The organism is Ruegeria sp. BF12 (assembly GCF_056538705.1).
This window is the reverse complement of record NZ_JBQFTP010000027.1, coordinates 1-26,114: the sequence shown is the minus strand read 5'-3', so window position 1 is coordinate 26,114 and position 26,114 is coordinate 1. Positions and strand designations below refer to the sequence as shown.

Here is a 26,114-nt window from a genome sequence, read left to right as displayed (position 1 = left end):
GCGAGTCAGATATTAACCAGGGGGCCTCCTACGAAGCGCCCGAAGGCATTGTCTATTGTGGTGGCGGGGCGATAGAGCGCGTGATCGAACCTGTAATTTTGGAAAAACCGGAGGGAGAGTGGGACGCAAGAGTAACGGTTAACGGCGAGTCGATCAGAGCCATGACGGCCTACAGCTACTTCGGAAACTCTGAGCCGCCGGCCGGATTTGTCGTCGCCCTGCTTGGGGAAGACAGGTCCGAGTTTCTGATTTTTAGCGAAGGCTCGGTAAACTGGCTGGAATACGGGGACTACAGGTATGATCAGTGCAACTGATACCTCCTTCCAACCAGCTTTCCAAAAAGCGCGTCAGATGAAATGTTCGGTCGCCGGGATTATGCTTGCTTCGGGCCTTGTTTGGACCCCACCAGCTGTCGCGGCTGATGTTTCGCAACTTCCGCCCGGTTTGCAGACGAAGGTTGATCTGGCGGCACGAGCCTGCGCGGAGTTCAACGACGGTCAGTTTGACATAGCCTGGGGCGCGGTTGAAAGGGTCGATCTCGACGGAGATCTACAACGCGAATGGGTTTTGAATGAGTCTGGTTTTGCGTGTTCGAGCGCCGCATCTCTTTACTGCGGAACTGGCGGATGCATGTCGCACTTTTGGGTTGGCGAAGAGGTGCACTCCTTGCTCAACCAAGGCTGGACAGTCGTTGATTTTGGTCGTCGACGCGTTGTTGTCGCAGATATAAATGGCTCCTATTGCGACGAAATAAATCCGACGCCATGCGTCAGCGCCAGTGTTTGGGATAGCGAAGCCAACGCCTGGCGCTCGTCTGCTAGTTATTGGGAGTAAGTTGCATTTGGGCACCGCAGTTAAGCCTAAGAGCCTGTTTGTTCGACGGGTTCTCTGTAGCATGCAAACTTATGGGCAAATCGTGCAAAGTTTTGCGCAAATACCGCGCAGAATTATGGGCGAATTGCCAAGATTTTCTTTAATAAAATCAACGTCGGAAATGCAGCGTTGTGAGCGTACCTATAGTTTTTAGGATCGCCCATAATCGTTCGCGATGCCCATAAGCATCTGCTGTTAAGAATCGCACGCCGATACCAGCCTTCTCAAGATTTGCCTGCAGTGCTCCTCGGTCTTCCACTGTCGGCAGATGAATGGCGGCCTGACCATCTTTCAAGAAACCCACCAGGCAACGCTTTGCCATGAGCATGGGGACACCCCACCGTGCCAAAGCTATCACGGCCGACGGCATTTTCACTTCACTGTCCTGCTCCCGGATCAGCGCAACGTATTCTGGCGAACCAGCCGGCACCCGGTCGATTTCCCTGACGGGACCCAAACGTTCGAACCGCTGTTTCAAAGACGGTTTGCTCACGACCGTTGCCCTCGATCGCCATGTTCGTTCAGTAAGCCCGCTGGGTTCAGGTGCCCGTCCGTTTTGCAAGTATCGCGGTCGGATTAGAAACCCAGGTATTGCGCAGGGACGAAATCCGTCAACCAAACCGCATTGTCTGCCCGATAGAACGCATAACCGTCCCGATGCATACTGCCAGTTTCTATCCGAAGGACGGTCGGTTTTCCGTGCCGTTGCCCTACCTTTTCAGCGGTTTCAGGATCAGGAGAAAGGTGGACCTGTTGCCGCCTGCCTGGTTTCAGACCTTCGCTGAATATGCTGTCGAGATTTGATCTGGCAGTGCCATGATACAGGGTTTTCGGCGGCGCTAAGGCTTCGAGACCCAAGTCAACATCGACCGAGTGTCCCTGAGCCGCGCGAATGAGTGTCCCATCGTCCGAGATTGTGAACCGCCTTTTATCGTTTTCCTCGACGATTTTGCGCAACTCTGCGACATTCAGCGGCTGACTGATGCGTTTCATCCCTCGCAAAAGATCGTCAATACGCGCCCAGCCGCCCGGCATAAGGGTCAGCCCGACGAGTTCAGGCTCGTGACGCAGGATCCTTGAAAGAGTCTTGCTTTGTTTCGACATGATCGGCGCTTCCGAATTTTCGCTGCATTTGGACGGTTCCGGCCCGGATGTGTCAACATGCGATTGGCGGGATTGACCGGCTTTACGCGTATCCCTTGTCTGCCAGGTTTGGCGATGACGCTGCAAAGGGTGCCCGGACAGGCAATTTTTTGGTAGCATGGCATCGATTTGGAGGGGTCGGTTGGGAAAGGAAGCAGTATGAGCGTCGAGGAACTGAAGCAAGCTATCCTGGAGGAGAGGCCAGAGCTCAAAGAGTTTCTCGCGCAAAATCAGAAGAAGACGGACCTTGCCCTGGAGCTCTTGAAACTGAGAAAGCTGGCGGGGCTCACGAAAGACGCGCTGACGGATGTCTCGGGACTCTCCGTCGAACAGATCGATCGGCTTGAGGCACCGTCCGGCGATCTGCCGTCCGAGAGTGAGGTAGAGCGCTATAAAACGTCTTGCCGGCGGTATTCCGGGCGTTGATCATGACGGGCCGCCGAATGGAAGTTGTCGGTGCAGATATCATTGCCGGTCTCGGGCTCAACGCAAGGGAATAGAAGCGCGTGAACGCGCGTCATTGGCGGTTTGGCGAGTTGTCGCTGGTCGAAGGCTTGACCTGCGCGGACGTTGAGAACATCATCGCCTCGGTGAGAGAATTGGAACAAGACAACGGGATGAGCTGAGCGGTGCTTTTGGACAGTCGCAGATGGATCGGGCTGATGCTCGTCGCGGTCGGCGTGTTCATCGCTGCTCTGCTTTTGTCCGGCGGTGTTGCTGAGGCCCATGGAAAACATGAGCCCTCCTTGGTGTCCGTCGAAGTTCAAACGCACGCTGAACATTCCGCAAAGGACCATCAGGGCCATTGTCACGGGGGGGCGTTTTGCAGTGGACCTGCGATTGTCCAACTGTCAAATCTGAACGCGGATTTATTGGGATGCAGTGAACGGTATGGACTGCCGCGCGCGACGAAGGGTATCCCGGTTGTTTCGAATTTTGATCCGCCCCCACCCAAAGCCCTGATCTGATCCGTATCCGCACACGTCCTTTGGCGTGATGAGATAACTCAGACAGGGAAATCCGATGAAAACTGAAAAACTGTTGCTGGGCGCGGTGGTTGCGTCCGTTCTGGCTGTGGCAAGCCAATCGGTGTTTGCGCATGGCGGAGCCACCGGCGTTGTCAAAGAACGCATGGATAGCATGGGCGTGATGAAAGATGCGATGAAAGTGCTGACCCCGATGATGCGGGGGCAGGTCGATTATGATGCCGCTGTGGTGCGCGAACGGTCGGAGGATGTCAGCCGCCATGCGGGCGAGGCGCTGACAAAATTGTTCCCCGAAGGCAGTCTTGATGCGCCATCCGAGGCGAAGCCAGAGATTTGGCAGGACTGGGAGGCGTTTTCGGCCTTGGCCGATCAGCTGCGTGTGATGGCAGACGGATTGGCGGAAGCTTCCGAAAACGGGTTGATGATGGCGCGCGAAGCGCCAGCAGTCGGCGATATGATGGGCGGTCAGGGCGGCACAATGACAGGTGGCTCCATGATGGGGGGTGGCATGATGGGTGGCGCCGCTGAATTCGACACGATGGACCTGTCACAGATGCCGGCCGACGGGGTTTTCGCCATGATGGGGCAGGTCTGCTCGGCCTGCCATACACGCTTTCGGGTCGAGAAATAGGCCAGGACGATGCGTATGTTCTATCGTCTGGGGCTGGCTGGCGCCGTTATCGCCGCGGTTAGCCTTGCCGGCCTGATGGCCTGGCCGATCGGCCAGCCTCTCGCGCCCATCACCCTGGAGGGGGATGTCGACCGCGGTGCCTATTTGGCCCGCGCCTCCGGCTGCATCGCGTGCCACACCGATTTCGCGAAAGGCGGAGCGCCACTGGCGGGTGGCATGGCGTTGGAAACCCCGTTTGGCACGCAGTATTCGCCGAACCTCACCACCGACCCGGACCACGGGATCGGAGGCTGGAGCCGTGCACAGTTCGCCCGCGCCGTCCGCGAGGGGGTTTCGCCCGAAGGGCACGCCTACTACCCGGCCTTCCCCTATCCTTTCTATGCCAACTTCTCGGATCAGGAGATTGCCGATCTCTGGACGGCTTTCCGAACAGTTCCACCGGTCGCCGAACCATCGCGTCCGCCCGAGATGAGCTTTCCGTTCAACCAGCGCTGGGCGCTGAAACTCTGGCGCGTCGCTTTTCTGGAGCCGCCGAGGACAGGGCCGGTGGCGGGTAAGGACGCGGTATGGAACCGCGGTCGCGAACTGGTCGAAGGCGCCAGCCATTGCGCGGCCTGCCATACGGCGCGTAACCTCGCTGGCGCGCGCAAGTCGGACACAGAGCACTTCCTGGGGAGCGATGCGCTGCCCGGCGGTGAGAAAGCACCGGCTATCGATCATGTGACATTGGCTGACAAGGGATGGGACGTGGCCAGCCTGGCCTATGCCCTGCGCACCGGCATCACACCCGAAGGGGACGCCTTTGGCGGCTCCATGGGCGAGGTCGTGCTTTACGGCACAAGTTTCCTGACTGAGGCCGACCGGATGGCTATCGCGACCTACCTGATGGACGAACATGAAGGGGGATGAGGCAATGAAAACTGGAACCATCTTTGCATTTGCCTTGGCCGGGATTGTCGTCACCGGTGCTGCGGTCGCCTGGCTCGCGTCGTCAGGCACGCAGGCGGGGCCGCCAGTGCTACCGAAAGAGTCCGATGTTGAGGAGGGCGCGGTGCATTATGCCGAATTCTGCGCCTCCTGCCATGGCGCTGAACTGGAAGGACAGCCCAACTGGCGTGCCCCAAATGAGGATGGCACCCTTCCTGCTCCGCCTCATGACGAGACCGGCCATACCTGGCATCACGGGGATGCGCTGCTGTTTGACTACACCAAACAGGGTGGTGCAGCAGCGCTGCAAACCCGCGGCGTGTCCGGCTTTGCCAGCGGCATGCCGGGATTTGGCGACAGTCTGAGCGATCAGCAGATTTGGGACATCCTTGCTTATATCAAGTCCACCTGGCCTGAGCGCATCCGCGAGATGCAAGCGGTGCGCACCGAAAGCGAACAAATGCAGGGCGGCTCATGACCACCCGCTTGACACATATCATGACACTTGCCCGCGGTTTCGGTCACAAGAAACACGTCAAACCGCGGGCGCGAAAACGGAAAGGAAATGACATGACCACCTCGACACTCGACCGCCGCCTCTTTCTGGCTGGCCTCGGTGCCTCCGGCATCGCTCTGGCCACGCCAGCCTTTGCAACCGCCAAACCGCGGGTAGAGGTCCTCAAGGACCCGAACTGCGGGTGTTGCGGTGCCTGGATCGACATCATGCAGCGCGACGGGTTCGAGATGGAGGTGCAGAACGCCTCCTGGGAGACCTTGTCTCAATATAAAGCCACAAAGGGTGTCCCGGAGGAGATGGCCTCCTGTCACACCGGCCTGGTCGAGGGCTACATCATCGAGGGCCATGTGCCGCCAACCGATATCCGGCGTCTTCTGGCCGAGCGCCCCGATGCGGTGGGGCTGTCCGTTCCCGGTATGCCCTTTGGCTCACCCGGCATGGGACCGGAGAGTGAACGAGAGGCCTATTCGGTTTTCCTGATCCGCAAGGATGGCACTACGGAAGTGTTTAGGCACTACGCGGCGGCCTGACCACGTTTTCCGGTTGACGGGTATAAAAGGCGGGTCTCCTGGTGACGCATTCCGTTTGGTGGGACCCAAGAAAGGCCCCGGCGCCAGTTGCGCCGGAGCCCTTTTAATTCCGACGTTGGCTACAGACAGAAGGTCGAATTTTGGTCGCGTACTATTCTGCTTTAGGTTGCTAAAATTCAAGTTTAGATGTGGGTCAATTGAAAGCTTCGATTGAACGATCCGCCCATGCAAAAGATAATAAGCACCTTTTTCTTCGCGGCAGCCTTCATGTTTGTGGCAATTGCCGCCATTGGCATCCAGCTACGTGAAATTTCGTTGGCGCAAGGCGTTCTGTGCCTTTTCTTTTTCATAGCCCTTTGTTTTGTCGGTCTTCTTATCAAGAACTGGCCAGAGAAAACAAAGCAGAACACGACACCCGAGAAGGAAACCGTCTGGAACACCAAGGACGATGAAATCCGAAACAGCGAACTCCTTGCAATGGATGGTGAGGCTGATCGCGCCGCGGAACTGCCCGCTTGGTTTTTGCACCTCCGCTCACCGTTTGAGGCAGACCAAACCGCAACATCCTGGTTCGGTGGCCTGCCGCTTTTGCCAGTTGATCACGCATGGCCGCGCGATCCTGACGGGAGACCGATGCACTTTGTTCTTCAGGTCGACCTTGATGCTTTGTCGGAACCAAAGCCTGTCAAATTGAAAGACAGTGGGGCGCTGCTTCTGTTTGTGTCTTTCCTGCGCCAGGATGCGGGTAGCTATCGTGTTGTTCAACTGACCGAGGAGCAGATGCAGAAAGCGCAACCAAGGCAAGTCCCAGAGGACCTTCCAGATCTGGATGATGCCGGGTTCTTCGATCTTGGAAAGACGTTCCCGCGTTGGGCGCTCAATTTGCATTACGAGATGGACACTGGCGAGGACCGCGCATTTATCGACCCACCCGCAGAAGAGTGGATCACCAACTGGGGAATTGCAGCAGGAGAAGCCCAGAGCATTGCTTACAACCGCACTTACGACGACAAGTCGCGGCAGGAGTTTAACGAGAAGATGTCACAACGTGATGAAAACTCGCCTCCCCTGAAACGTCATGACGAGCAGTTGGCACAGCATTATGCGGCAATGGAAAGGTTTGGCCCTGGGTTTTTTGAAGCTTTCGATAAATTTGTGGCGAAAGCAGAGGCGATGCCACCTGATACTCCAATCGACCAGGGTGAACTGAAGAGCATCCTCGAGAAGCGGAGAGCATTTGCTGAACAACTTGGTGAATTTTCGATAAAATGGGCGCTTGCACCAAGCCGGGACACGTTTATTTCTCAGCAACTGCGTGTGCGCGTTAAAAATAGGAAAGGTGGTTTCGAAAAGGACGACCTCGCAGATATACCTTCATATCTACAGTGTGTTCTGTCCGATGTCCTCACGGGATACAGATTCCATCGTCTGTTTGGACGCGCATTGCCCCCGTCAACGCATCCTGTTGAACTACGCGGTATGGATTGTTTGATCACTTTCCGATCTGATGATGCTCTGGGCATTCTGAGAGAACATGAGCATGGCTTTTCTATCTGGTGCCCGAGAGAGGATATGAGTGAAGGTCAGTTGGAGACAGGTAAGCTTGTCTGCCACACTTCAGTGTAACAAAATCGGCTTCAGAGATTTCAGCTACACAAGCATCGAAACCATGACACAATACTGCGGGCCACCTTTTTTTCTTCGTGAAGGCCTCCAACCCGCGCCGGATCACGAACCACGAACGTCGCTGAACGGGTGTTATGTGAAGCGATCTGCGGTTGAATCACCCACAGTGTCAGCTTGACGGCATTCGTTTCCGGCAATACCGCTGTCGGCATGGATAACCTGATGCTCCTTTCGACACTCTGGTGGCTGGCCCCGAAATAAGGCGGCCGGATAATACCATCTATTCCGAGGCCGCCGCTTGGGCGGTCTTTTTGTATCCATGCTTCCCAATGCGGTGCCCCACAATCTAAGAGGAAACGCATATGACCAAACCCGTCATCCTGACCGGAGAGGTCAGGGCATCAGCGATTGTCTTAGCGTTGGCTTCAATATCTCTTGTCATATTCGCATTATACGTGCCGACGGCTGGATCCCGCCACCGCAAACCATTGCGATTGATGAAGATAATCCCGCTCACCACACGCCTGTCATCGACGCGCGGCTTGCCGTGGGGCTTCGGGAAGAAGGGCTCCAGACGCGCCATTTGCGCATCCGTAAGCCAGAAGAGATCAGACACGTTCACCGCTCGTTTTTGAACCGTGAATCACGCCGCAAAACGGAAATCAATGGGTCCCGACTTTAATCAAACGGGTACGGAAATCATCACCGAAATGCCGGGCCATGCGCCCAGACCGTCAATGAATACCGATCACCATTCTCAACCGGTGTCACCTGATGCAACAAGAAGCTGGGAAAGATGGTCGCGCTGCCCTGATGCCGGCTGGCCGTTACTGCATAAGCGCCCGGCATTATCTCCAAGTCTCCGCCGTCGTACATTCCGGGTTTGCTGAGTTGAACGACCAGCGATAGCTTTCTTTTTCGGGCGACAGGCCCGTCGCCGATATCGGAATGCCACGCGAAATGACCACCATTTGATGCTTTATAGCAGGCAATCTGCGGACTTTCGGCGAACTCGCTCAGATCGAAGCCAAACTTGTCGGTGTTGGAGCGACGGACCACATCGATCAGGCGTGACATCACCCAATCAGAGCCGTCGACGTCGTCCAGCCAAGTCACATCCGCTCTGCGCAGATTATGATCCTTGTTCTGTCCAACAAGCAGAGCCTCGTTTGCCGGGGCTTTTTGTGATGCAGCAACAATTTGCTCACATTCCCGCGCGGTAAACGCACCGGGAATCGAATGAACTTCCAGCATTCTGTACACCATTCTTGATTGGTACTGAATTTTGCCAAAACGCGCAGATGGCGCTGCGCTGTTTTCGACCTAAGAGGCTGAAAGCGACGTAATTTTTCTGCAATCTCAATTGTTTTGGGGCGTGCTATCCGGAGTGGGAATTCACATTCGGTGCCGTCGGATCCCAAACGGTATACGATGCGGGATCAAGGGGCGCGAGTATTGCGTCACCTGTGACTGAAATATCCAACGTTCAGGCTTGGGATATCCCTCAGCCTCCTTTGAATCGGTGATTATGCCCGCGCCAAGGAAGTTCGCCGGTTACTTCCCATTCATAATCGCTCGGGCGCAAACGTCGTTCCCGATTTTCTTTCTCCGGGTCGAATTCGGACGGGTCCCATATCTCGGCGGCATCGTCCCAATCTTGTGGGCTTTGCAATTCCTGCTGTTGTGCTGCCGAGTGCTTCACGATCCCGAACCGTTGTGACGCAATGAAACGCCTTATGTGTTCGGTAACGCGATTAATCCAACGCCTATCCATCGATACCTCCTTTCCCTCTGCTTCGATATTTTAGGGGATCAATGTTCGTTTTCGGAGTGCCAAACCTTATGATTTTTTCTCAACTGTGTTATCGATGATCTGAATAGATGTTTGTTTTCAGTATATTGTCTCTTTGAGTGTCAATCCCTTCGATTTGGCAGACTTTTATACCTCCTTATACTGATCTGGTCTCGATGGACGGCCGTGGAGAGAAAAATGCGTTTACAAAGATCTTTTGGTTGGAGGTACTGGGCCATCATGGGCGGCGTTTTGATGGTCGGGATTACCGCAGGTCTAATGTTCGAGTCTGGCAAAATGCAGCCCGCAGCGACCGAAACCTTGGAGGCTTCCGAAAACTGAAAATTCGCCTTCCAAATGGTAAGCAGCGCGTAGCCCGCCATCTCAGGCCGTGACGGGAAACTGTTCTTTTGCAAAGTCACTCAAAAGCTGGGCCGCCTTGCAGGGGAGGCTTTCCGGATCATCGTTAGCAAAAACGGCATAGGCGGCATAAGCAAACCGAGGAGCATCCTCAATCACCCTCAACCAACCGGTTTCGACTTCCTGCGCAACTACCCGCCAGGGGAAATATCCGGCGCTAGGCTGGGCTTTCAAGTAGTTCAGGCCAAGAGTGCCAATTCCAAGCTGCAACATTGGCGTCGGAATTTCCGGAAAGTTCAGCAGGTGATCGGCACGGAACTCCGGCCCCCAGTCGATTAGAACATAGTTTTCTTCAAATGGGTTTCGCGAGGTATCGAAATCGCTGCTCACGAGTACGAAATCATCTTCGAACAACTGCATTGCGGTCAGCCCGACAGTGTTCCGCGGATCATACATCACAGCCAAATCCAGCGCGCCCGCAGTTGTTTGGCTTAGTAGTGTTTCAGTTGAAACCGTAGACCCGTGAACCGCCACATTCGGAAACGCTTGCATAAACTCTGGCATCGCATCGATCAGGAACCCGTCCCACAAGCTGGGCACAGCACCGATTTCCAGGGCAGTTTCCACCGCATCAGGCAGGGCGGCGTCAATCCGGGCCTGTGTCCAGCATCTGACAAGTGCCTGCGCATGCTTGTGAAACCGATGCCCGGCCGGAGTAAGTGTGGCGCCGGATTTCCCTCGCTCGAATACTGGTCGTCCGAGCTGTTGTTCGAGCGACCGAATACGCATGCTCACTGTTGATTGCGTGACGTAAACTTTGTTGGCAGCCTCCAGAAAACTGCCCGTTTCAACAATCGCCAGAAATGTTCGCGCGAGTTCAATATCCATGGGGTATCTATTCGATTTTCAAATATAATGCATGAAGCAATTTCGCTATTCAACTAAAACAGTATGTGGCAGATTTAGTTCGTAGCATGAAACTGTCGCCGCTGTTCGGTTGCGACCCCAGGGTCTCAGAGTCCCCCATCTCGAAGTGAGTGTCGAAGAACGGCTCCCGGCAGCGCGAAGCATCTTTCATGCTACACGACCTGCCTCACCTGATCGGGAACGTATTGGCCTGCGTTGCCTAGGGTCAGGACTCATAGCCAATAGATGACGAGAGCTGCGAGAGCCCCCCTAAAACTGGCGTTTGCGGCTCAGAAGTCCGTATTTGACGGCCCATGACCGGAATGACCTGTGTTTCCGCCGGTCCTGTTTCAGCGCCCGCTTGGATTGCATGCCGCCTTTCCGGTTGAATTCGAACACATCGATCACTCGTTCGGCGCAACCACAAGCTTCGCCCATGCCGACTTTGGCAAAGTAAAACTTCTCGAAACGTTCCGGTTTCATGGCGCACCTCCTGATCCAATTGAACCCAATCAAATGCCGTTTGCCAAATCACTTTCCAGTTGGCGGTCGATAGATGTGCGGCAGAGGTGGCCTGAAAACTCGTCGCCCTTAGGTGTTTCCAAAATACCCGCCTTCAGGATTCATAGCCGTGACTTCGCTGTTTTGGATTTTTAGGAGGATGCGACTGGGATAGCATTGTCCCAGTACTCCTTGCGCTTCCCAAGTGGTTGCACGCTACAGCAGAGCATCTTCGACAGGCGAACCCACGTATTGAAAAGACTTGTTGCGTACATATCGTTTCTGATCTGGAGTTTCGCCCCGCAATCAGAAGCTGAGAACCTCGATCCAGACGCCTCAGAAGCGGCGGCCCGAGCGGCGCTGGCGGTGCTGAGCATTGCAGCAACCCCAAACGAGACACTGTCATCTCTTGCCTTTCTCAGCGCTTCAGGTGACGCAAGAAGCCTGCGTTCGACCCAGCTGCGGGGCGGGTTCAAGCCATTGGAAAACGGCATGTATATTGAAGGTCTGGTTGCATACCAGAACTACAATCCAACGCTTATTTTTCCCGAGTTCGCGTCCGATTCCGAAGTCGATGTGAAATGGTCGAGCTTGGCCGCAACATTTGGCCTCGGATGGGAGTTTCCGCTTGCAAACGATTGGTACTTCCGCCCCGTAGCGCACCTGTCGCTGGGACATGTCACGACAGATGCTGTCTTTTCGAATTTCCCGTTGTTTCCCTCCAGCTCGGGCGGGGGCGATGTGGTTGATGGAAACCTCAACGCATACGGCGTCGGAGCATCCTTGAGCCTCTTTCGCGAGGCGCAATTCGGGCCGTGGGAGGCCGAGTTTCGTGTACGGCAGTCGTTTTTGGAGTTCCAGCCAATAAACGAACCGCAAGCGGAAGGCGCCAAGGCCAATTCCAACCAAACGACGTTGTTTTCACGTTATCGCTATCCGCTTGAGAATGTCAGGCTTCTTGGTCGTCCGTCAAAGCTGGTTTTGGATGCCGGGGTTGTGCTCTATCACGGCGATAGCGCGATGGTCCTGGATACTGATTGGCTGGCGACGGCCGGTGTTGGTATTGAGGTCGACACGACAAAGATCGGGCTCCCGGCGGTCCAGGCGGGGCGTATCATGCTTAATGGTGTGATTGCTGACCAATTCTCGGGATTTTCTATTGGGTTTGGCGTTCGATTTTAAAGTTGGGTGTGAATAGGCGTGTTGCTGAAGGTTCTCGGAAGTGACTGGTAAGAAATAGAAAGGACGCAGAAATTCTGCGCCCTTCACACTGCTCGGTTCTTGCCTGTGGCTTACTTCCAGCCAACTTCGTTAAAGATCTTCTGGGCCTCGGGCAGGTTCTTGGCAACTTCGGAAAGGTTCACGTCGTCTGCCTTGAATTCACCCAGCGATTTAACCGAGTCGACCAGCTCAACACTCTCGACGGCGGGAAATTCATCGTTCCCGGCTGAGAAGTACCACTGAGCGGAATCGCTAGCCAGATACTCGAGGAAGAGGATGGCGCTTTCCTTGTTCGGAGCGTTCGCCGCCACACCGGCGCCGGACAGGTTCATATGCGCACCGGTGCCGTCCTGGTTGGGGAAGACCCAGCCGATTGCATCGATATCGGCAGACACGCCTTTGACATCTTTGCGGATCGCACGGGCAAAGTAATAGGTGTTCGAAACCGCGATGTCGCATTCACCCGACACGATGCCGCGCAGCTGATCTGTGTCGCCGCCTTGCGGCTCACGGGCCATATTGGCGACGATACCTTCGGCCCATGCTTTGGCGGCCTCGGGACCTTCATGAGTGATGATCGATGCAAGCAGAGTCTGGTTGTAGGTGTTGCTGGACGACCGGATGCAGACCAGGCCCTTGTATTCCGGCTTGGCCAGGTCGGCATAAGTGGCTGGCGGGTTCGCGACGTTTTCCTTGTCGTAGAAAATGATACGACCGCGCTGGGAAAAACCGAACCATTCGTTGTCGATATCCTGAAGGTTGGCGGGGATGCGCTCCTCCAGAACGGTGCTGTCGACCGATTGGAGAATGCCCGCGTTTTTGGCGCGTGCCAGACGTGATGTATCGACGGTCAGCAGGATATCGGCAGGCGAGTTCGCCCCTTCGGCTTCCATACGGGCGATCAACTCATCAGCCTTGCCTTCGATGCGGTTGATGGTGATTCCAGTGGCCTCTTGGAAGTCACCGTACAGTTTTTCGTCGGTGTCGTAGTGGCGCGAGGAATAGAGGTTCAGTTCCCCTTCGGCAGCGGCGGAGGTTGCAATCAGGGCCGTCAGAGCGGCGGCAACGCAGGTGGAAGATTTCAGCATTTCATTTCCCAACATTGAAAGTTGTGGCGGGTCGTAATCCGACTGATTTGGTCAATTAAACGATTCTCGAGGAGATGCAAGCAATTCCGACAAAATTAGTTGGTCAAAAGGTCGCCGTTGGTGGGCGCGTATAAGCATGAGCCAACGTGTACCTGAAAAAAGCGGTGGGAATGACCGAAATGAGCCCAGAGCAGCCTTTCATACTCCCAAACCGCAAGAGTTGCTCGCGCAAGAAAGTTGCGAACGTTCAAAAAACCTGATGTGTTAATCTCATCTTGGGAGGGTTCAAAAAATGTTTATCAAAACGCTTGCCACAACAGTTGCAATTATTTCCATTTCAACGACTTTTTCGTCAGCCGATGAGCATGGGGACAATCCTTACGCCACACATAATGAACTCGGTCTTATGAAAGGCTTCCCACCTTCGGCCGACAAGCGTGTCACTCGTAATAACGCGTTGTTTGGCGTGCCATACAATCGCTGGTCCTACCAAAACATGCGCCAATTCTATCCCTCGGCGAACATCCCTCCCTCCACAGCGCCACGCAAGTTGAAAGTCTCCCCAGACGGAGGGATTGAAAGACTGAGTATCGCTCATCCAGATGGCGAGAATGTGGGTCTCGATGGCTTCCTAGAGCAAACTTACACAGATGCATTTTTGGTTCTGAGAGGCGATACTATTGTCTTCGAAAGATATCTAAACGGCATGCACGCCGATCAACCGCACCAAATGATGTCGGTGACCAAATCGTTTGCAGGTCTCTTCGGCCTAATGGCCGTCGACGCGGGGCTTGTTCAAGAAGACGCTCCTTTGAAAGAAATCATTCCGGAACTGGCACCCTCTGGAGCTTTTGGAGAAGCAACCTTTGGCCAAGCTCTGGATATGACTAATTCTATGGCGTTTACGGAAGAATATGCTGACCCCAATTCCGGAATCCAACAGTATGGACGCGTTCTTGGCCTGCTTCCCTCCAACCCTGGAGAGGACTTGCCTGACAGCATTTATGGGTATTTGCCGACCCTGGACATTGATCCAGAACATGCGCATGGAGAAGTGTTTCACTACCAAACCCCCAAAACAGACGTGGTCAACTGGGTCACCAATCGTGTGACAGATCAGTCTTTCTTTGACCAACTCACAGAACTAATGGAAAAGGTCGGCGCTGAAGGTGAGACCTACGTTTTGCTTGATCAAAATGGCACCCTATTTGCTGGCGGTGGACTGAATGCAACACCGCACAACTTGGCACGATTTGCTACCATGATGCTGAATGATGGAATGGTTAACGGTGAAGTCGTCGTACCTGAGGCCGTAATCGAAGCGTTGGAAACAGGGGGTGATAGAGACGCCTGGACGAATGGTCCCAATGTCAACGAAATGCCCGATGGAGAAGGTAGCTATCGTGCACAATGGTGGGTGCGTCACAACGAAGGCCGTGAAGCCTTCACCGCGCTCGGCATTCACGGTCAGTGGATTTACATTGATCGAGCTAACAACACGGCCTTCATCAGACAAGCCTCACAACCTCAGTCGACAGGCGCGTTCTACGATGATTTCACATACGCGGCGATTGACGCAATCAACGATTACTTGGCGGGAGATTGAAGCTACTGGGGACAGTCCGGTTTGTCCGCGTAGCAGACATAGAAGCACCCAAAAAAAGAACCGCACCCAGGGGCGCGGTTCTTTTAAACAGTTATGTGCAGTTCTTAGCCCTGGCGAGCTTTGAACTTGCGCTGCGTCTTGTTGATCACGTAGACGCGGCCTTTGCGACGCACAACACGGCAATCACGGTGCCGGTTCTTGAGCGAGCGGAGCGAGTTCTTGACCTTCATGGGTCTGTCTCCAATCTGCGGCGCCTTCATCAAGGACGTGGCCAGCGCCTGGGTTAGCGGGTGCCCCGGAGGTCCGAAGCAGTGAATAGATGGTGGGCGGTACAAGGATCGAACTTGTGACCCCTTCGATGTCAACGAAGTGCTCTACCGCTGAGCTAACCGCCCACTTTACCTTTGCGTGCCCAGCCCCATAACGAAATGGGGCGCGGAACCCCGCGCCGGTAGCGGGGTCTATAAAAGGAGTCGCAGAGGGGTTCAAGGGGTTTGGCAGAACTATTTTCCGGTCTATGCTCAAAGCGAACAAGGAGTCACCATGAAGAACGCTGCCTACGTATTGGATATGCCCGTCAAACGCACGTCTTGCGTAGTGTTTTCTTCTCCGCATAGTGGCCGAAACTACCCCGATGCAATGTTAAATCGCACAGTTCTGAGCCAAAATGTGATTCGGTCTTCGGAAGATGCGTTTGTAGATCAACTGTTTTCCTCGGCTGTCGACTATGGTGCACCCCTCATTTCGGCAACCAAGCCGCGCGCCTATCTGGACCTGAACCGCAGTGCGGAGGAACTGGATCCGGCACTGATTCAGGGCGCGCGTCGCCACGGGCACAACCCTCGGGTCGCATCGGGGCTAGGCGTGATTCCCCGGGTTGTCGCCAATGGGCGCGCGATTTATCGCGGCAAGCTGACCATGGACGAGGCGCGCCTGCGCATCGACACGTGCTGGCGGCCCTATCACGCGCGTCTCAAGTCATTGTTGGCCGAATCGCTCGATACCTTTGGTCAGGCCATTTTGATCGACTGCCACTCGATGCCGCATGAGGCCGTTGCAATGGCCAGCACTGCCAAGTCTCAGCGACCGCAGATCGTGTTGGGCGACAGGTTCGGGGCTTCGGCTTCTGCGGGAATCGTGGACCGGATTGAAGCGGCCTTCGCGTCGGCCGGTCTGGTGGTTGCGCGAAATGCGCCGTTTGCCGGGGCTTACGTGACGCAGACCTATGGGCGGCCCGGGCGCAACCAGCATGCCATCCAGATCGAGATCGACCGGTCGCTCTATATGGATGAAGGCAAGATTGAACCCAGCGATAACTTCGAAGCGTTCCGTGAGACGCTGCGCCAGGTGATCATGGAGATTTCCGGCATCGGCGGCGAACCATTGCAACTGGCGGCCGAGTGACCTCAGCGCAAGGCCCGGCCCTTTACAATCGCATCCGTTCCGAACCGGCGCCTGATCTCATCCGTGGCGCGTTCTGCCTGAGACCGCCGGGCTGCGCCGGGGTCCAGAAGGTCGCCTGAGATATCGGCCTGATCTTCTGGGCACAGATCGGATATCCCGCAGCCAAGCAGACGATAAGGTCCTTTGTCCCCGACCTGATCGAACAATCCGCGTGCGGTGCGATAAATACGATCCGCAATCTGCGTGGCATCCCGCAGTGAAACGCGCCGGGTGATGATCTTGTGGTTCGCCTGTTTCAGCTTCAGCGTCACAACTCGCCCGGCCAGCCCTTTGGCTTTGGCCCGGTCCGCAACCTTTTCGGACATGCGCCACAGGTGACCGTCCAGGATGTCCAGACTGGCCGTATCCTCGAAAAACGTGGTCTCGTTGCTGATCGACTTCATCGGCTCGTGCGAGGATACGCGCCGTTTGTCCTGACCGCGCGCCAGATGCCACAGGCGATAGCCCATCGACCCGAACCGCGCGGTCAGCGCCTCCTGGTCCCAGCGCAGCAGGTCCGAAAAGGTTCGGATACCGGCCCGATCCAATGACTCTTGCGCGGCCGGACCTATGCCCCAAATCAGGCGTACGGGCTTGTTGTAGAGGAAGTCGGCCGTTTCCGCCTTGCCGATCACCGAAAACCCGCGCGGCTTGTCCAGATCCGAGGCCACCTTTGCCAGAAACTTATTGTGCGAAAGACCGATTGAGCCGGTTACACCCAGTTCATCCTTCATCCGTTTCACCAACCGGGCCAACATCACTGCCGGTGGTGCGCCGTGCAGGCGTTGCGTGCCGGACAGGTCCATAAAGGCTTCGTCCAGGGACAGCGGCTCGATCACAGGCGTCAGTTCGTCCATCATCGCCCTGATCTGGCGGGACACCTCAGCATAGACCGACATGCGCGGCTTGATGACAACGGCATCAGGGCAAAGCTGCAGCGCCTTGAACATTGGCATGGCCGAACGAACCCCGCGAATCCGCGCCACATAACACGCCGTAGACACGACACCGCGTTTACCGCCGCCGATGATCACCGGTTTGTCGGCCAGTTCCGGATTGTCGCGCTTTTCGACCGAGGCATAAAACGCATCACAATCCATATGCGCAATGGACAGGTCAAAAAGCTCGGGGTGCGCCTTGATCCGCGGACTTCCGCAGGAGGGGCAGCGCGCTTCCTGTTGCATTGTCGAAAAGCAGTCGCGGCATAAAGCAGGCATTACGTTCACTTCTCAGATTTATGCGCTTTGGTTTGCGTGAGGTGTTGGCTAAAATTTATCCTGTCAGGAAACAAAGAAAAAGCCGTTCATGCATTTCACCGGAGCAAAGGTTGCGCTGTTTCTTGGATCGAACCTGCTGGTGATTCAACGGGACGACAACAAGGATATCCCTTTTCCGGGTCATTTTGATTTTCCCGGAGGCGGGCGGGAAGGGGCAGAGACGCCGTTGCAATGCGTCACGCGCGAAACGATTGAAGAGGTCGGCCTGCACCTTACGGCAGAGGATTTCGTCTGGTCGCGCCAATATGGTGAAAACTGGTTTTTCGCGGCGCTCCGTCCACCCGGCGATGTCAACCTGATCAGATTCGGTGATGAAGGGCAGGGATGGCTGCTGATGTCGCCAGAATTGTATCTGCAAGACGCATTGGCGGTTCCCAATTTTGCGATCCGCTTACGCCATTACATGGCCGCAACAGGGATGTTTTGAAGCAAGCATTGCTTTCGGAAGAAGACCCCCCGCGATTGGCGGGGGGAGGTGACGGACCTCAGGAAGATATGGTCCGCGGGGAGTATCACGCCCTCAGAATCGCTCAAATTCCGAGATTTAGATAGGACCGAGGTCACATCGTCAAAACTCGTATTTTTCATGTGTGTTTTCGGGCACAGAGACGATTTGGCGCGGAGAGACCGGAAAGTGACGTAAGGTCAACGCGTTGGGGCCGGTCGTTGGGTCGAAATTCCCGGAAAACGCGTGTCCTTTCAGTGTTGTGTCAAGGAATTTAGCTCAGCAAGTACAGCTTCGGCCGCCGCCTTTGGGTCCTCTGCCTGATAGATCGGGCGGCCGACGACGATGTGGTCAGCTCCGTCTCCGATCGCGCTGGCCGGGGTGGCAACGCGTTTCTGATCGCCCAGCTCGGCACCAGCGGGCCGAACACCGGGGGTGACGATCAGGCGGCCTTCGGCCTGGGGCAGGGCGCGGATCAAGGCGGCCTCTTGCGGGCTGGCGATTACGCCGTCCGCTCCGGCCTCAAGCGCTTTGGCGGCGCGTTCGACAACCAGATCCTGCACGTCACCCTCTTTCAGCAGGCTGGCATCCAGGTCGTCACGGTTCAGCGACGTCAGGATGGTCACCGCCAAAATCTTGAGGTCCTTGCCCGCAGCCCCTTCTTTAGCAGCGCGCACCACGTGGGGGTCGCCATGAACGGTCAGGAAATCCAGATCGAACTGCGCCAGACCCCGTACGGCGTTCTCAACCGTGTTGCCGATGTCAAACAGCTTCATATCCAGAAAAATACGCTTGCCGTGATCCTGCTTCAGCTCATTCGCCAGCGCCAGACCACCGCCCGTCAGCATACCCAGCCCGATCTTGTAGAATGAGACGGCATCACCCAGCCGCTCGGCCATGGCCAGGCCCTGCAGGGCGTTGGGAACATCGAGGGCTACGATCAAGCGATCATCGGACATGGGGCAAGCTCCTTTTTGGCAAACGTCTGCGTCCTAGCTTGTTCGGGCGCTTGTGTCCATGCAGGACAGGCCGGTGATCGAAATCAAGCAGCCATGGCAAGACTGTGATAGGGTTCACTCATAAGAAGATCTGAGAAAGGTGGGACAATGAAATGGTTGATTGGCTTCGGCCTCGTTCTGATATTACCGGCGTGTCAGGACATGCCGCTTGAAACCGAAGCCGCTGACTCGGTTGTCGTGTCGCCTACAAATGAAGATTTGAGGCTGGTGCGCGGCTATCGTTCAACTGATGACGATTGCCAACTGACCGGCGAGACCGCGTTTACCGTCAATTTTCTGGATGATGCAGCGGACCTTGTGTCCTGCCCGACCGGCAGTGACGCGGCACAATCTCTGGTGGAAATGTATAACGCCCGCGAGGTGGCGCAAACTGGCGGGTACACCGTCTACTCCGTGCCTCGTCGTTAAACCGGATTCTGCGGTTTAGCCTCTTGAACGGACAAAGATATTTCCCAAATGGAATGTGAGGCCCAAACTGACGCGTGCTGCCAAGCGGGCGCATCACATTCAGGGCGCTTAGAAAAAGGAGATTGCTATGGACTTAAACAAGTTCACCGAGCGGGCACGGGGTTTCGTGCAGGCGGCGCAGACGATTGCGCTGCGCGAGGGGCACCAGCGACTGTTGCCCGAACATATTTTGAAAGCATTGATGGATGATGATCAGGGGCTGGCCAGCAACCTGATTACCCGCGCTGGCGGCGCGCCGGTGCGCGTGGTCGAAGCTCTTGATGCCGCATTGTCCAAAATCCCAAAGGTGAGCGGCGACGCGAGCCAGATCTACATGGATGGCCAGACCGCAAAAGTCTTGGATGAGGCCGCAAAGATTGCCACCAAAGCGGGTGACAGCTTTGTGCCGGTCGAACGCGTTCTGATGGCATTGTGCATGGTGAAATCCAAAGCCAAGGACGCTTTGGATGCAGGAGCCGTGTCCGCCCAGAAGCTGAACGAAGCGATCAACGATATCCGCAAGGGTCGCACGGCTGACTCGGCGTCGGCCGAAGAAGGCTATGATGCGCTCAAGAAATACGCGCGTGATCTGACCGAGGCCGCGGCTGAGGGCAAGATTGATCCAATCATTGGGCGGGATGAGGAGATCCGCCGGTCGATGCAGGTTCTGTCACGCCGCACCAAGAACAACCCGGTTCTGATCGGGGAACCCGGCGTCGGTAAAACCGCGATTGCCGAGGGCATGGCCCTGCGCATCGTCAACGGCGACGTGCCGGAATCGCTGAAGGATAAAAAGCTGCTCGCGCTCGATATGGGCGCGCTGATTGCGGGCGCAAAATATCGCGGTGAGTTCGAAGAACGCCTCAAGGCGGTTCTGACCGAAGTGACCGAGGCCGCCGGAGAGATTATCCTGTTCATCGACGAGATGCATACTCTGGTCGGCGCCGGTAAATCCGACGGCGCGATGGATGCCGCAAACCTGATCAAGCCTGCGCTTGCCCGGGGTGAGTTGCATTGTATTGGTGCGACCACGCTGGATGAGTATCGTAAATACGTCGAAAAAGACGCGGCCCTTGCGCGCCGGTTCCAGCCTGTGATGGTCACGGAACCCACCGTCGAGGACACGATCAGCATCCTGCGCGGCATCAAGGAGAAATACGAGCTGCACCACGGTGTACGCATCTCGGACTCGGCGTTGGTCTCGGCGGCGACCTTGTCGCATCGCTACATCACCGACCGGTTCCTGCCTGACAAAGCCATCGACCTTGTCGATGAAGCGGCATCGCGCCTGCGGATGGAAGTGGATTCCAAGCCCGAGGAACTCGATCAGCTGGATCGTCAGATCCTGCAAATGCAGATCGAGGAAGAGGCGCTGAAGCTGGAAGACGACGCGGCCTCGAAGGATCGTCTGGAAACCTTGCAAAAGGATCTGGCCGATCTGCAGGAGCAATCCGCCGAGATGACCGCCCAATGGCAGGCCGAACGTGACAAGCTTGCGGGCGCACGGGATCTGAAAGAACAGCTCGACAAAGCACGTGCTGATCTGGAGATCGCCAAGCGCGAAGGTAACCTCGCCAAGGCGGGTGAGCTGTCTTACGGCGTCATCCCCGAGCTTGAGAAAAAGCTGACCGAGGCCGAAAACGCCGAAAGCAACGCCATGATGGCCGAGGAAACGGTGCGTCCGGAACAGATCGCCAGTGTTGTCGAACGCTGGACGGGTATTCCGACCTCGAAAATGCTGGAAGGCGAGCGTGAGAAACTGCTGCGGATGGAAGACGATCTGCATTCCCGCGTGATTGGTCAGGATGCGGCGGTCACAGCCGTGGCCAACGCAGTGCGCCGTGCGCGTGCCGGTCTGAATGATGAGGGCCGCCCGCTGGGCTCGTTCTTGTTCCTCGGCCCGACCGGCGTGGGTAAGACAGAACTGACCAAGGCCGTGGCGAACTTCCTGTTCGACGACGACAACGCGATGGTGCGCATCGACATGTCCGAGTTCATGGAGAAACACGCGGTCGCCCGTCTGATCGGCGCCCCTCCGGGCTATGTCGGCTATGATGAAGGTGGCGTGCTGACCGAAGCTGTACGGCGCCGGCCCTATCAGGTCGTGCTGTTTGACGAGGTCGAAAAGGCGCATCCGGATGTGTTCAACGTGCTGTTGCAGGTTCTGGACGATGGTGTTCTGACCGATGGTCAGGGTCGCACCGTGGACTTCAAGCAGACGCTGATCATCCTGACGTCGAACCTTGGGTCTCAGGCGCTCAGCCAGTTGCCCGAAGGGGCCGACAGTGCGCAGGCCAAACGTGACGTGATGGATGCGGTCCGGGCGCATTTCCGGCCCGAATTCCTGAACCGTCTGGACGAAACGATCATCTTTGACCGACTCAAGCGGGCCGATATGGATGGCATCGTCGATATCCAGATGGCGCGTCTGCAAAAACGTCTGGCCGCCCGCAAGATCGAGCTGGCGCTGGACGATGGTGCCAGAGAATGGCTGGCTGATGAAGGCTATGATCCGGTCTTTGGTGCCCGTCCGCTCAAGCGCGTGATCCAACGTGCTTTGCAGAACCCGTTGGCCGAGGCTCTGCTCGCCGGTGAGATCAAGGATGGCGAGACCGTTCCAGTCACCGCCGGGGCCGAAGGTCTGATCATCGGTGACAGGCTGGGCACGTCAGATCGGCCCCGCCCGGATGATGCCGTGGTGCATTGATCCGCAATGCTAAAAAGAAAGGCCCGCCAATTTGGCGGGTCTTTTTTGCGTTGAGTTTCAGGTATCAGCTCTGCGTATTGCAGAGCGTCTGCTGCCCAACATCGGGTGGGCATGTCATAGCTCAGAACCAGACGTCCTCTATCGTTCTGCCATCGCCGGGAAGTGCCTTGAAGCTGTTGTGCCCCTCAAAGCGGCGAATTGGCACCTTATGTATCAGTGACAAGTCGGACATACGCAGATTGACAGCCGCTCGATAACGGCCACGCTGATCTGCTGATTTTGCAGCGAAGTACATTATACACCCGCAGATCGGGCAAAACTGGAAACAGATATCCCCACTGTCTTGGCGCAGATATGTGCTGGTCTGGCCGCTTGTTTCTATATCCCGTCCAACATACCCATAGGCCCAAAGTGCTCCATAACGCCTGCAGATCGTGCAATTGCAGGCGGTGGCCGACTCAGGCGCGGCATTCAATGTCCAGCCAGTTGTGCCGCAATGGCAAGTACCTGTCAGCATTTCCCACTCCGCCTGTTTTGGGAAAACCGGTCAGTCTGGCGGGTTTTCCCATGTCGCTGTCAATATGGCCCTAGACCATCGCAAAAATGCGCGCCGGTCCACCGGTGCCGCCCGCATGTTTCGGCGCGCCTATCACCAGCGTTGCGCCTGCGGCCGGAACACGATCCAGTCCGGCGATGTTTTCGATTCCAAACCGGCCTGTCGGCAGCCATGCGTAATGGGTGCCAAAATCGGTTGAGATACCGTGATCCAGAGACAAGGTGTCGGACGCAATGGATCGTGTGCCGGTTTCTTCGATCAACATCATGGCGGCTTCGGGGTGGAAACCTGGATAATGCTGCGCCTGTCCGTCAAACCCACGATAGTCGTCGGTGTCGACTTTGGCTGCCCAGCCGGAATACAAGGCCACGCAGGCGCCATCCGGAATGTCACCGTTTGCGGAAATCCACGCCTTCAGGTCATCCGGGGTTAACAAGGTGTCGGCGTCTTCGGCAGCCCGGGCGGCGATGTCGACCACGCAAAGCGGCGCAATAAGATCTGAGACCGGGATTTCGTCGACCGACGCACCATCCGCCGAAAAGTGCAAAGGTGCATCTATATGCGTGCCGGTGTGTTCGTTCACTGTAAGGCGTTGCAGGTTGAGGCCGTGTTCGGCGAAATTGAAGACCTGCTCGGACGCGTATCCCGGTTCGCCAAAGTAGGTCGGGAATTCGGCGCTGATCGTGTGGGTCATATCCTCGACCTTGCCTTGGCCCGCCGCAAGGGCGACCGGCGCGCTGACTCCGGTCGCGGCGACCGCAACGCCCGAGGCCGCTGCGGCTTTGAAAAACCCTCTTCTTGACAGCATACGGTCCTTGACCGCGTTCATCACACAGATGTCACACATTCGTCTTCTCCCTTCAGTCTATCCCGACAATCGGGTGAACAGCGGATCCGGAGGTCAGGTCGCGGATCCTGGACAGCAGCCTGCATGTTGAGCGAAGCATTTGTAAAGATTGGAGGCTCGGGTGTTTTTCGCAAATAGGCACAGTTCAATCAACTCAGCGTGACAATTCCCGGTGTGCCCTGCGACAGAGTTTGCGCGGGAAACTGATGCATCATCCGCTGGAAACGCGTCGATTCTCAAGTAACGGCCCCAGTCGAAGAAAGAGCCCACCGAAGGGCGGGCTCTTTAAACCATCAGCCAGGATGCGGCGTAGCTCTGGCTTTCGATCACACAGTTTACGTGCCGGATGGCAACGCGTTGAGGTCTTGCGGATTCGATTTGCCAAGCTGGGTCCCGTCACCAATTTCCTCGCAGGTCACGGGATAGGTCGAGTTCGCATCACAGCCAGAGATGGGATAAGTCTGTTTTTCACCGCATGCCGCGATGATCAGGGCCAGCGAAAGGCCCGCGACCAGTTTCAGTTTCATGTGGTGTCCTTTCCGATCAAGTTGCGTTGGGGTTTCGCGACGCCTTGGGCGTTACCAACTTTGGGCAGCCAGAAGGCGAGGCCGCTTGGGCGTAGAATACTCTGTCTTGCGCGCCGTTTCATTGACCAAAATCAACAACTTGGGTGACGCAGGGTCAATCTGGCGGAGTTTTGCACGGGGATCTCAGCATCACTCGAGGTTGATGCCACTTATCGCAGTATCGCGTGCTCAGTAACGGAGTTCTGCGCCGTAGGCATTCACCATCGAATGGGAATCGTTACAGTCTCTTCTCCCAATCGTGACGCATGTTGCCTTGGTGCTGTGCTATCAGCGGATTAACTGAAGCCTCAGGCTAGCTTATCAAGGAGACATAGATGGCGCATCGCTGGATCAATACACTGACACATGCCGACGTCACCCCAAGGGCGGCGTTTTTGAACCGGCGGCAGGTGATGGCCGGATTGGCGGGTGTCGGACTGGCGGGAATGGCGCGTCCGGCCATGGCGCAGGAAGCTCTCGAACCAAATAGCTGGGAAGAAATCACCTCATATAACAACTTTTATGAGTTTGGCACGCGCAAGGACGATCCGGCGAAATATGCTCACACGCTGGTGACTGAACCCTGGAGCGTCAAGATCGACGGCCTGGTCGACAAACCCGGTGATTATGATTTCAAGGACATCATGTCCGAGATGACCGTCGAAGAGCGCATCTATCGGTTCCGCTGTGTCGAAGCCTGGTCGATGGTTATTCCGTGGAACGGGTTTGAACTGGCTGATCTGTTGAACATGGCCGGTGTGCAGGATGGGGCCAAATACGTGGCCTTTGAAACCGCCTATCGCCCGGATGAGATGCCGGGGGTGCAGTACCCGATCCTCGAATGGCCCTATCGGGAAGGTTTGCGTCTGGATGAGGCGATGCATCCGCTGACCATCATGGCCACTGGCATTTACGGACGACCGATTCCGAACCAGAACGGAGCCCCCCTGCGTCTGGTCGTGCCGTGGAAGTATGGCTTCAAGTCTATCAAGTCGATTGTCCGCATCACGCTGACTGATGTCGAACCGCCCACCAGCTGGAACATGTCTGCCCCGCGTGAATATGGCTTCTATAGTAATGTGAACCCGAACGTGGACCACCCGCGCTGGTCGCAGGCCTCGGAACGTCAGATTGGCGGTGGTCTGTTCGCAAAACGTATCCCGACGCTGATGTTCAACGGCTACGAAGAAGAGGTCGCTGGCCTCTATGAAGGTATGGATCTGTCGGAAAACCACTAAGACCATGCAGACGCTGAATCAGATACTGCGCCGCATCCCCGTTTGGTTGGTTTACCTGCTGGGCGCACTTCCGGCGCCCTGGCTGTTCTATCAGGGGCTGACCGGCGGGCTGGGCGTTGATCCGATTGAGGCACTGGAGCACCAGTATGGAGAACTGGCGCTGCAACTATTGATCGCCGTGTTGGCGATTTCACCACTGCGGCGGTTCCTCGGCCTGAACCTGCTAAAGTTCCGTCGGGCGCTGGGCGTCCTGACATTTGCCTATGTCAGCCTGCATCTTCTGGTTTGGCTGATTCTGGACGTGCAGGTGCCCAGCCAGATCTGGGCGGATATTCTCAAACGTCCTTATATCACGGTTGGCATGGCGGCGTTCATCCTGATGATCCCACTGGCGGTAACCTCAAATAACTTGTCTGTACGTAAACTGGGTTCTCGCTGGCGCAGCCTTCAGCGTCTGGTCTTTCCGGCGGCACTACTGGGCGGGTTGCATTATGTTATGCTCGCCAAGGGATTTCAGATCGAGCCGTTGGTCTATCTGTCCCTGATTGTTGGTCTGCTGCTGCTGCGGATTCCCTTTCCCAGCCTGCTGACACGGTTCCGTCCGGCCGATTCCGCCTGACTCGGCGCCGAGTCTGTGGGTAACTCGGTGCAAAACCCCGGATTCGGCGCAAGTTCCTCTTTCTTGTGCATTCTGCGGGCTGGGGAGACTTTTATAAGTAGCTGTTATTTTTAGTTAAATTGTGTTTTTTCGGTTTTTTTCAAGTTTGTCGAATTTTTCGGTTGCGGAGGTATGCGGTTATCCTTAGAACCCCCTTCACCGGCGCTGCTGAGGCGCTGGGGGCGCACCGGGGAGACGGTGGGA

General features: G+C 56.2%; 29 protein-coding genes, 1 tRNA gene and 2 pseudogenes. 17 read left to right on the top strand and 15 right to left on the bottom strand.

Features of this window, described 5'->3' with window-relative positions:
- Positions 1-314, top strand: a pseudogene (locus tag ACR0J0_RS22960) (hypothetical protein); the annotation flags it as partial.
- Complete coding sequence (locus tag ACR0J0_RS22955; RefSeq protein WP_480666302.1) at positions 298-834, top strand: hypothetical protein; 537 nt, start codon at positions 298-300, stop codon at positions 832-834. The pseudogene ACR0J0_RS22960 and the gene ACR0J0_RS22955, both read left to right, overlap by 17 nt.
- 148 nt (positions 835-982) lie before the next feature.
- On the opposite strand, the gene ACR0J0_RS22950 is transcribed toward ACR0J0_RS22955, so the two are convergent.
- Complete coding sequence (locus ACR0J0_RS22950; protein ID WP_480666301.1) at positions 983-1,366, bottom strand: hypothetical protein; 384 nt, start codon at positions 1,364-1,366, stop codon at positions 983-985.
- A gap of 83 nt (positions 1,367-1,449) precedes the next feature.
- Positions 1,450-1,977, bottom strand: a complete 528-nt coding sequence (locus tag ACR0J0_RS22945) for an RNA 2'-phosphotransferase (RefSeq protein ID WP_480666300.1) — start codon at positions 1,975-1,977, stop codon at positions 1,450-1,452.
- Between the two features lie 198 nt (positions 1,978-2,175).
- Here ACR0J0_RS22945 and ACR0J0_RS22940 point away from each other — a divergent pair, with 198 nt between their 5' ends.
- The 6 genes from ACR0J0_RS22940 to ACR0J0_RS22915 all read left to right on the top strand — a co-directional run bounded on the left by ACR0J0_RS22940 (position 2,176) and on the right by ACR0J0_RS22915 (position 7,233).
- Positions 2,176-2,442: a helix-turn-helix domain-containing protein gene (locus tag ACR0J0_RS22940; protein ID WP_480666299.1), complete on the top strand. Its 267-nt coding sequence runs from the start codon at positions 2,176-2,178 to the stop codon at positions 2,440-2,442.
- A 597-nt stretch (positions 2,443-3,039) separates the two neighbouring features.
- The gene (locus ACR0J0_RS22935; RefSeq protein ID WP_480666298.1) at positions 3,040-3,633 is read left to right on the top strand and encodes a c-type cytochrome; all 594 of its coding nucleotides are present in this window, start codon (positions 3,040-3,042) and stop codon (positions 3,631-3,633) included.
- Between the two features lie 9 nt (positions 3,634-3,642).
- Positions 3,643-4,542 (top strand): c-type cytochrome, encoded by a 900-nt coding sequence (locus ACR0J0_RS22930; protein WP_480666297.1) that lies wholly within the window; start codon positions 3,643-3,645, stop codon positions 4,540-4,542.
- A gap of 4 nt (positions 4,543-4,546) precedes the next feature.
- The gene (locus ACR0J0_RS22925) at positions 4,547-5,038 is read left to right on the top strand and encodes a c-type cytochrome (protein ID WP_480666296.1); all 492 of its coding nucleotides are present in this window, start codon (positions 4,547-4,549) and stop codon (positions 5,036-5,038) included.
- A 92-nt stretch (positions 5,039-5,130) separates the two neighbouring features.
- Positions 5,131-5,607 (top strand): DUF411 domain-containing protein, encoded by a 477-nt coding sequence (locus ACR0J0_RS22920; RefSeq protein WP_480666295.1) that lies wholly within the window; start codon positions 5,131-5,133, stop codon positions 5,605-5,607.
- A 225-nt stretch (positions 5,608-5,832) separates the two neighbouring features.
- The gene (locus tag ACR0J0_RS22915) at positions 5,833-7,233 is read left to right on the top strand and encodes a DUF1963 domain-containing protein (RefSeq protein WP_480666294.1); all 1,401 of its coding nucleotides are present in this window, start codon (positions 5,833-5,835) and stop codon (positions 7,231-7,233) included.
- Positions 7,234-7,681: 448 nt separating this feature from the next.
- Here ACR0J0_RS22915 and ACR0J0_RS22910 read toward each other — a convergent pair.
- The 3 genes and pseudogenes from ACR0J0_RS22910 to ACR0J0_RS22900 all read right to left on the bottom strand — a co-directional run.
- Positions 7,682-7,849: pseudogene (locus ACR0J0_RS22910) on the bottom strand (transposase); the annotation flags it as partial.
- Between the two features lie 86 nt (positions 7,850-7,935).
- Positions 7,936-8,487, bottom strand: coding sequence for a 2OG-Fe(II) oxygenase (locus tag ACR0J0_RS22905; RefSeq protein WP_480666293.1), 552 nt, complete (start codon positions 8,485-8,487; stop codon positions 7,936-7,938).
- A gap of 250 nt (positions 8,488-8,737) precedes the next feature.
- Positions 8,738-9,007: a hypothetical protein gene (locus ACR0J0_RS22900; protein ID WP_480666292.1), complete on the bottom strand. Its 270-nt coding sequence runs from the start codon at positions 9,005-9,007 to the stop codon at positions 8,738-8,740.
- Positions 9,008-9,223: 216 nt separating this feature from the next.
- Here ACR0J0_RS22900 and ACR0J0_RS22895 point away from each other — a divergent pair, with 216 nt between their 5' ends.
- A complete protein-coding gene (locus ACR0J0_RS22895; protein WP_480666291.1) occupies positions 9,224-9,367 on the top strand; it encodes a hypothetical protein in 144 nt (47 codons plus the stop codon).
- Between the two features lie 42 nt (positions 9,368-9,409).
- Here ACR0J0_RS22895 and ACR0J0_RS22890 read toward each other — a convergent pair whose 3' ends face one another.
- Both ACR0J0_RS22890 and ACR0J0_RS22885 read right to left on the bottom strand, forming a co-directional pair.
- Positions 9,410-10,273, bottom strand: a complete 864-nt coding sequence (locus tag ACR0J0_RS22890) for a LysR family transcriptional regulator (RefSeq protein WP_480666290.1) — start codon at positions 10,271-10,273, stop codon at positions 9,410-9,412.
- 288 nt (positions 10,274-10,561) lie between these two features.
- Positions 10,562-10,774, bottom strand: coding sequence for a hypothetical protein (locus ACR0J0_RS22885; protein WP_480666289.1), 213 nt, complete (start codon positions 10,772-10,774; stop codon positions 10,562-10,564).
- A gap of 270 nt (positions 10,775-11,044) precedes the next feature.
- Here ACR0J0_RS22885 and ACR0J0_RS22880 point away from each other — a divergent pair, with 270 nt between their 5' ends.
- Positions 11,045-11,974, top strand: coding sequence for an autotransporter domain-containing protein (locus ACR0J0_RS22880; protein ID WP_480666288.1), 930 nt, complete (start codon positions 11,045-11,047; stop codon positions 11,972-11,974).
- A 110-nt stretch (positions 11,975-12,084) separates the two neighbouring features.
- Here the strand turns inward: ACR0J0_RS22880 and ACR0J0_RS22875 are convergent, their stop codons facing one another.
- Entirely contained in the window at positions 12,085-13,101 is a 1,017-nt protein-coding gene (locus tag ACR0J0_RS22875) for a Fe(3+) ABC transporter substrate-binding protein (RefSeq protein WP_480666287.1), read from the bottom strand.
- A 292-nt stretch (positions 13,102-13,393) separates the two neighbouring features.
- Here ACR0J0_RS22875 and ACR0J0_RS22870 point away from each other — a divergent pair, with 292 nt between their 5' ends.
- Complete coding sequence (locus tag ACR0J0_RS22870; RefSeq protein WP_480666286.1) at positions 13,394-14,707, top strand: serine hydrolase domain-containing protein; 1,314 nt, start codon at positions 13,394-13,396, stop codon at positions 14,705-14,707.
- 104 nt (positions 14,708-14,811) lie between these two features.
- On the opposite strand, the gene ykgO is transcribed toward ACR0J0_RS22870, so the two are convergent.
- Both ykgO and ACR0J0_RS22860 read right to left on the bottom strand, forming a co-directional pair.
- Positions 14,812-14,937: a type B 50S ribosomal protein L36 gene (ykgO, locus tag ACR0J0_RS22865; RefSeq protein WP_005648635.1), complete on the bottom strand. Its 126-nt coding sequence runs from the start codon at positions 14,935-14,937 to the stop codon at positions 14,812-14,814.
- A gap of 90 nt (positions 14,938-15,027) precedes the next feature.
- Positions 15,028-15,102: transfer RNA gene (locus ACR0J0_RS22860), tRNA-Val, on the bottom strand.
- 148 nt (positions 15,103-15,250) lie between these two features.
- Between ACR0J0_RS22860 and ACR0J0_RS22855 the strand changes: the two genes are divergently transcribed.
- Complete coding sequence (locus ACR0J0_RS22855) at positions 15,251-16,111, top strand: N-formylglutamate amidohydrolase (RefSeq protein WP_480666285.1); 861 nt, start codon at positions 15,251-15,253, stop codon at positions 16,109-16,111.
- A 2-nt stretch (positions 16,112-16,113) separates the two neighbouring features.
- Here ACR0J0_RS22855 and ACR0J0_RS22850 read toward each other — a convergent pair whose 3' ends face one another.
- Positions 16,114-17,367 (bottom strand): DNA polymerase IV, encoded by a 1,254-nt coding sequence (locus tag ACR0J0_RS22850; RefSeq protein WP_480666284.1) that lies wholly within the window; start codon positions 17,365-17,367, stop codon positions 16,114-16,116.
- 88 nt (positions 17,368-17,455) lie between these two features.
- Between ACR0J0_RS22850 and ACR0J0_RS22845 the strand changes: the two genes are divergently transcribed.
- Positions 17,456-17,854, top strand: coding sequence for an NUDIX domain-containing protein (locus tag ACR0J0_RS22845; protein WP_480666283.1), 399 nt, complete (start codon positions 17,456-17,458; stop codon positions 17,852-17,854).
- Positions 17,855-18,126: 272 nt separating this feature from the next.
- On the opposite strand, the gene pyrF is transcribed toward ACR0J0_RS22845, so the two are convergent.
- A complete protein-coding gene (gene pyrF, locus ACR0J0_RS22840) occupies positions 18,127-18,831 on the bottom strand; it encodes an orotidine-5'-phosphate decarboxylase (protein WP_480666282.1) in 705 nt (234 codons plus the stop codon).
- Positions 18,832-18,978: 147 nt separating this feature from the next.
- Here pyrF and ACR0J0_RS22835 point away from each other — a divergent pair, with 147 nt between their 5' ends.
- Positions 18,979-19,299, top strand: coding sequence for a hypothetical protein (locus ACR0J0_RS22835; protein WP_480666281.1), 321 nt, complete (start codon positions 18,979-18,981; stop codon positions 19,297-19,299).
- 127 nt (positions 19,300-19,426) lie between these two features.
- Positions 19,427-22,045 carry an ATP-dependent chaperone ClpB gene (gene clpB / locus ACR0J0_RS22830; RefSeq protein ID WP_480666280.1) on the top strand — a complete coding sequence of 873 codons (2,619 nt, stop codon included), beginning with the start codon at positions 19,427-19,429 and terminating at the stop codon, positions 22,043-22,045.
- 121 nt (positions 22,046-22,166) lie between these two features.
- Here clpB and ACR0J0_RS22825 read toward each other — a convergent pair whose 3' ends face one another.
- From ACR0J0_RS22825 to ACR0J0_RS22815, 3 genes are all read right to left on the bottom strand, one after another.
- On the bottom strand, positions 22,167-22,562 hold the full coding sequence (locus ACR0J0_RS22825) for a GFA family protein (RefSeq protein WP_170418063.1): 396 nt from the start codon (positions 22,560-22,562) through the stop codon (positions 22,167-22,169).
- A gap of 70 nt (positions 22,563-22,632) precedes the next feature.
- Positions 22,633-23,448, bottom strand: a complete 816-nt coding sequence (locus tag ACR0J0_RS22820; protein ID WP_480666279.1) for a cyclase family protein — start codon at positions 23,446-23,448, stop codon at positions 22,633-22,635.
- Positions 23,449-23,783: 335 nt separating this feature from the next.
- Positions 23,784-23,975 carry a hypothetical protein gene (locus ACR0J0_RS22815; RefSeq protein ID WP_480666278.1) on the bottom strand — a complete coding sequence of 64 codons (192 nt, stop codon included), beginning with the start codon at positions 23,973-23,975 and terminating at the stop codon, positions 23,784-23,786.
- Between the two features lie 374 nt (positions 23,976-24,349).
- Between ACR0J0_RS22815 and msrP the strand changes: the two genes are divergently transcribed.
- Together msrP and msrQ are read left to right on the top strand one after the other, a co-directional pair.
- Positions 24,350-25,252, top strand: a complete 903-nt coding sequence (msrP, locus tag ACR0J0_RS22810) for a protein-methionine-sulfoxide reductase catalytic subunit MsrP (protein WP_480666277.1) — start codon at positions 24,350-24,352, stop codon at positions 25,250-25,252.
- 4 nt (positions 25,253-25,256) lie between these two features.
- Complete coding sequence (gene msrQ / locus ACR0J0_RS22805) at positions 25,257-25,871, top strand: protein-methionine-sulfoxide reductase heme-binding subunit MsrQ (RefSeq protein ID WP_480666276.1); 615 nt, start codon at positions 25,257-25,259, stop codon at positions 25,869-25,871.
- The last annotated feature ends 243 nt before the right edge of the window (positions 25,872-26,114 follow it).

What these genes read in the sequence shown, in the direction of transcription:
- ACR0J0_RS22955 (WP_480666302.1), top strand. Translation starts at nt 298, where the DNA reads ATGATCAGTGCAACTGATACCTCCTTCCAACCAGCTTTCCAAAAAGCG.
- ACR0J0_RS22945 (WP_480666300.1), bottom strand. Translation starts at nt 1,977, where the DNA reads ATGTCGAAACAAAGCAAGACTCTTTCAAGGATCCTGCGTCACGAGCCT.
- ACR0J0_RS22940 (WP_480666299.1), top strand. Translation starts at nt 2,176, where the DNA reads ATGAGCGTCGAGGAACTGAAGCAAGCTATCCTGGAGGAGAGGCCAGAG.
- ACR0J0_RS22935 (WP_480666298.1), top strand. Translation starts at nt 3,040, where the DNA reads ATGAAAACTGAAAAACTGTTGCTGGGCGCGGTGGTTGCGTCCGTTCTG.
- ACR0J0_RS22930 (WP_480666297.1), top strand. Translation starts at nt 3,643, where the DNA reads ATGCGTATGTTCTATCGTCTGGGGCTGGCTGGCGCCGTTATCGCCGCG.
- ACR0J0_RS22925 (WP_480666296.1), top strand. Translation starts at nt 4,547, where the DNA reads ATGAAAACTGGAACCATCTTTGCATTTGCCTTGGCCGGGATTGTCGTC.
- ACR0J0_RS22920 (WP_480666295.1), top strand. Translation starts at nt 5,131, where the DNA reads ATGACCACCTCGACACTCGACCGCCGCCTCTTTCTGGCTGGCCTCGGT.
- ACR0J0_RS22915 (WP_480666294.1), top strand. Translation starts at nt 5,833, where the DNA reads ATGCAAAAGATAATAAGCACCTTTTTCTTCGCGGCAGCCTTCATGTTT.
- ACR0J0_RS22905 (WP_480666293.1), bottom strand. Translation starts at nt 8,487, where the DNA reads ATGCTGGAAGTTCATTCGATTCCCGGTGCGTTTACCGCGCGGGAATGT.
- ACR0J0_RS22900 (WP_480666292.1), bottom strand. Translation starts at nt 9,007, where the DNA reads ATGGATAGGCGTTGGATTAATCGCGTTACCGAACACATAAGGCGTTTC.
- ACR0J0_RS22895 (WP_480666291.1), top strand. Translation starts at nt 9,224, where the DNA reads ATGCGTTTACAAAGATCTTTTGGTTGGAGGTACTGGGCCATCATGGGC.
- ACR0J0_RS22890 (WP_480666290.1), bottom strand. Translation starts at nt 10,273, where the DNA reads ATGGATATTGAACTCGCGCGAACATTTCTGGCGATTGTTGAAACGGGC.
- ACR0J0_RS22885 (WP_480666289.1), bottom strand. Translation starts at nt 10,774, where the DNA reads ATGAAACCGGAACGTTTCGAGAAGTTTTACTTTGCCAAAGTCGGCATG.
- ACR0J0_RS22875 (WP_480666287.1), bottom strand. Translation starts at nt 13,101, where the DNA reads ATGCTGAAATCTTCCACCTGCGTTGCCGCCGCTCTGACGGCCCTGATT.
- ACR0J0_RS22870 (WP_480666286.1), top strand. Translation starts at nt 13,394, where the DNA reads ATGTTTATCAAAACGCTTGCCACAACAGTTGCAATTATTTCCATTTCA.
- ykgO (WP_005648635.1), bottom strand. Translation starts at nt 14,937, where the DNA reads ATGAAGGTCAAGAACTCGCTCCGCTCGCTCAAGAACCGGCACCGTGAT.
- ACR0J0_RS22855 (WP_480666285.1), top strand. Translation starts at nt 15,251, where the DNA reads ATGAAGAACGCTGCCTACGTATTGGATATGCCCGTCAAACGCACGTCT.
- ACR0J0_RS22850 (WP_480666284.1), bottom strand. Translation starts at nt 17,367, where the DNA reads ATGCCTGCTTTATGCCGCGACTGCTTTTCGACAATGCAACAGGAAGCG.
- ACR0J0_RS22845 (WP_480666283.1), top strand. Translation starts at nt 17,456, where the DNA reads ATGCATTTCACCGGAGCAAAGGTTGCGCTGTTTCTTGGATCGAACCTG.
- pyrF (WP_480666282.1), bottom strand. Translation starts at nt 18,831, where the DNA reads ATGTCCGATGATCGCTTGATCGTAGCCCTCGATGTTCCCAACGCCCTG.
- ACR0J0_RS22835 (WP_480666281.1), top strand. Translation starts at nt 18,979, where the DNA reads ATGAAATGGTTGATTGGCTTCGGCCTCGTTCTGATATTACCGGCGTGT.
- clpB (WP_480666280.1), top strand. Translation starts at nt 19,427, where the DNA reads ATGGACTTAAACAAGTTCACCGAGCGGGCACGGGGTTTCGTGCAGGCG.
- ACR0J0_RS22825 (WP_170418063.1), bottom strand. Translation starts at nt 22,562, where the DNA reads ATGCTGACAGGTACTTGCCATTGCGGCACAACTGGCTGGACATTGAAT.
- ACR0J0_RS22820 (WP_480666279.1), bottom strand. Translation starts at nt 23,448, where the DNA reads ATGTGTGACATCTGTGTGATGAACGCGGTCAAGGACCGTATGCTGTCA.
- ACR0J0_RS22815 (WP_480666278.1), bottom strand. Translation starts at nt 23,975, where the DNA reads ATGAAACTGAAACTGGTCGCGGGCCTTTCGCTGGCCCTGATCATCGCG.
- msrP (WP_480666277.1), top strand. Translation starts at nt 24,350, where the DNA reads ATGGCGCATCGCTGGATCAATACACTGACACATGCCGACGTCACCCCA.
- msrQ (WP_480666276.1), top strand. Translation starts at nt 25,257, where the DNA reads ATGCAGACGCTGAATCAGATACTGCGCCGCATCCCCGTTTGGTTGGTT.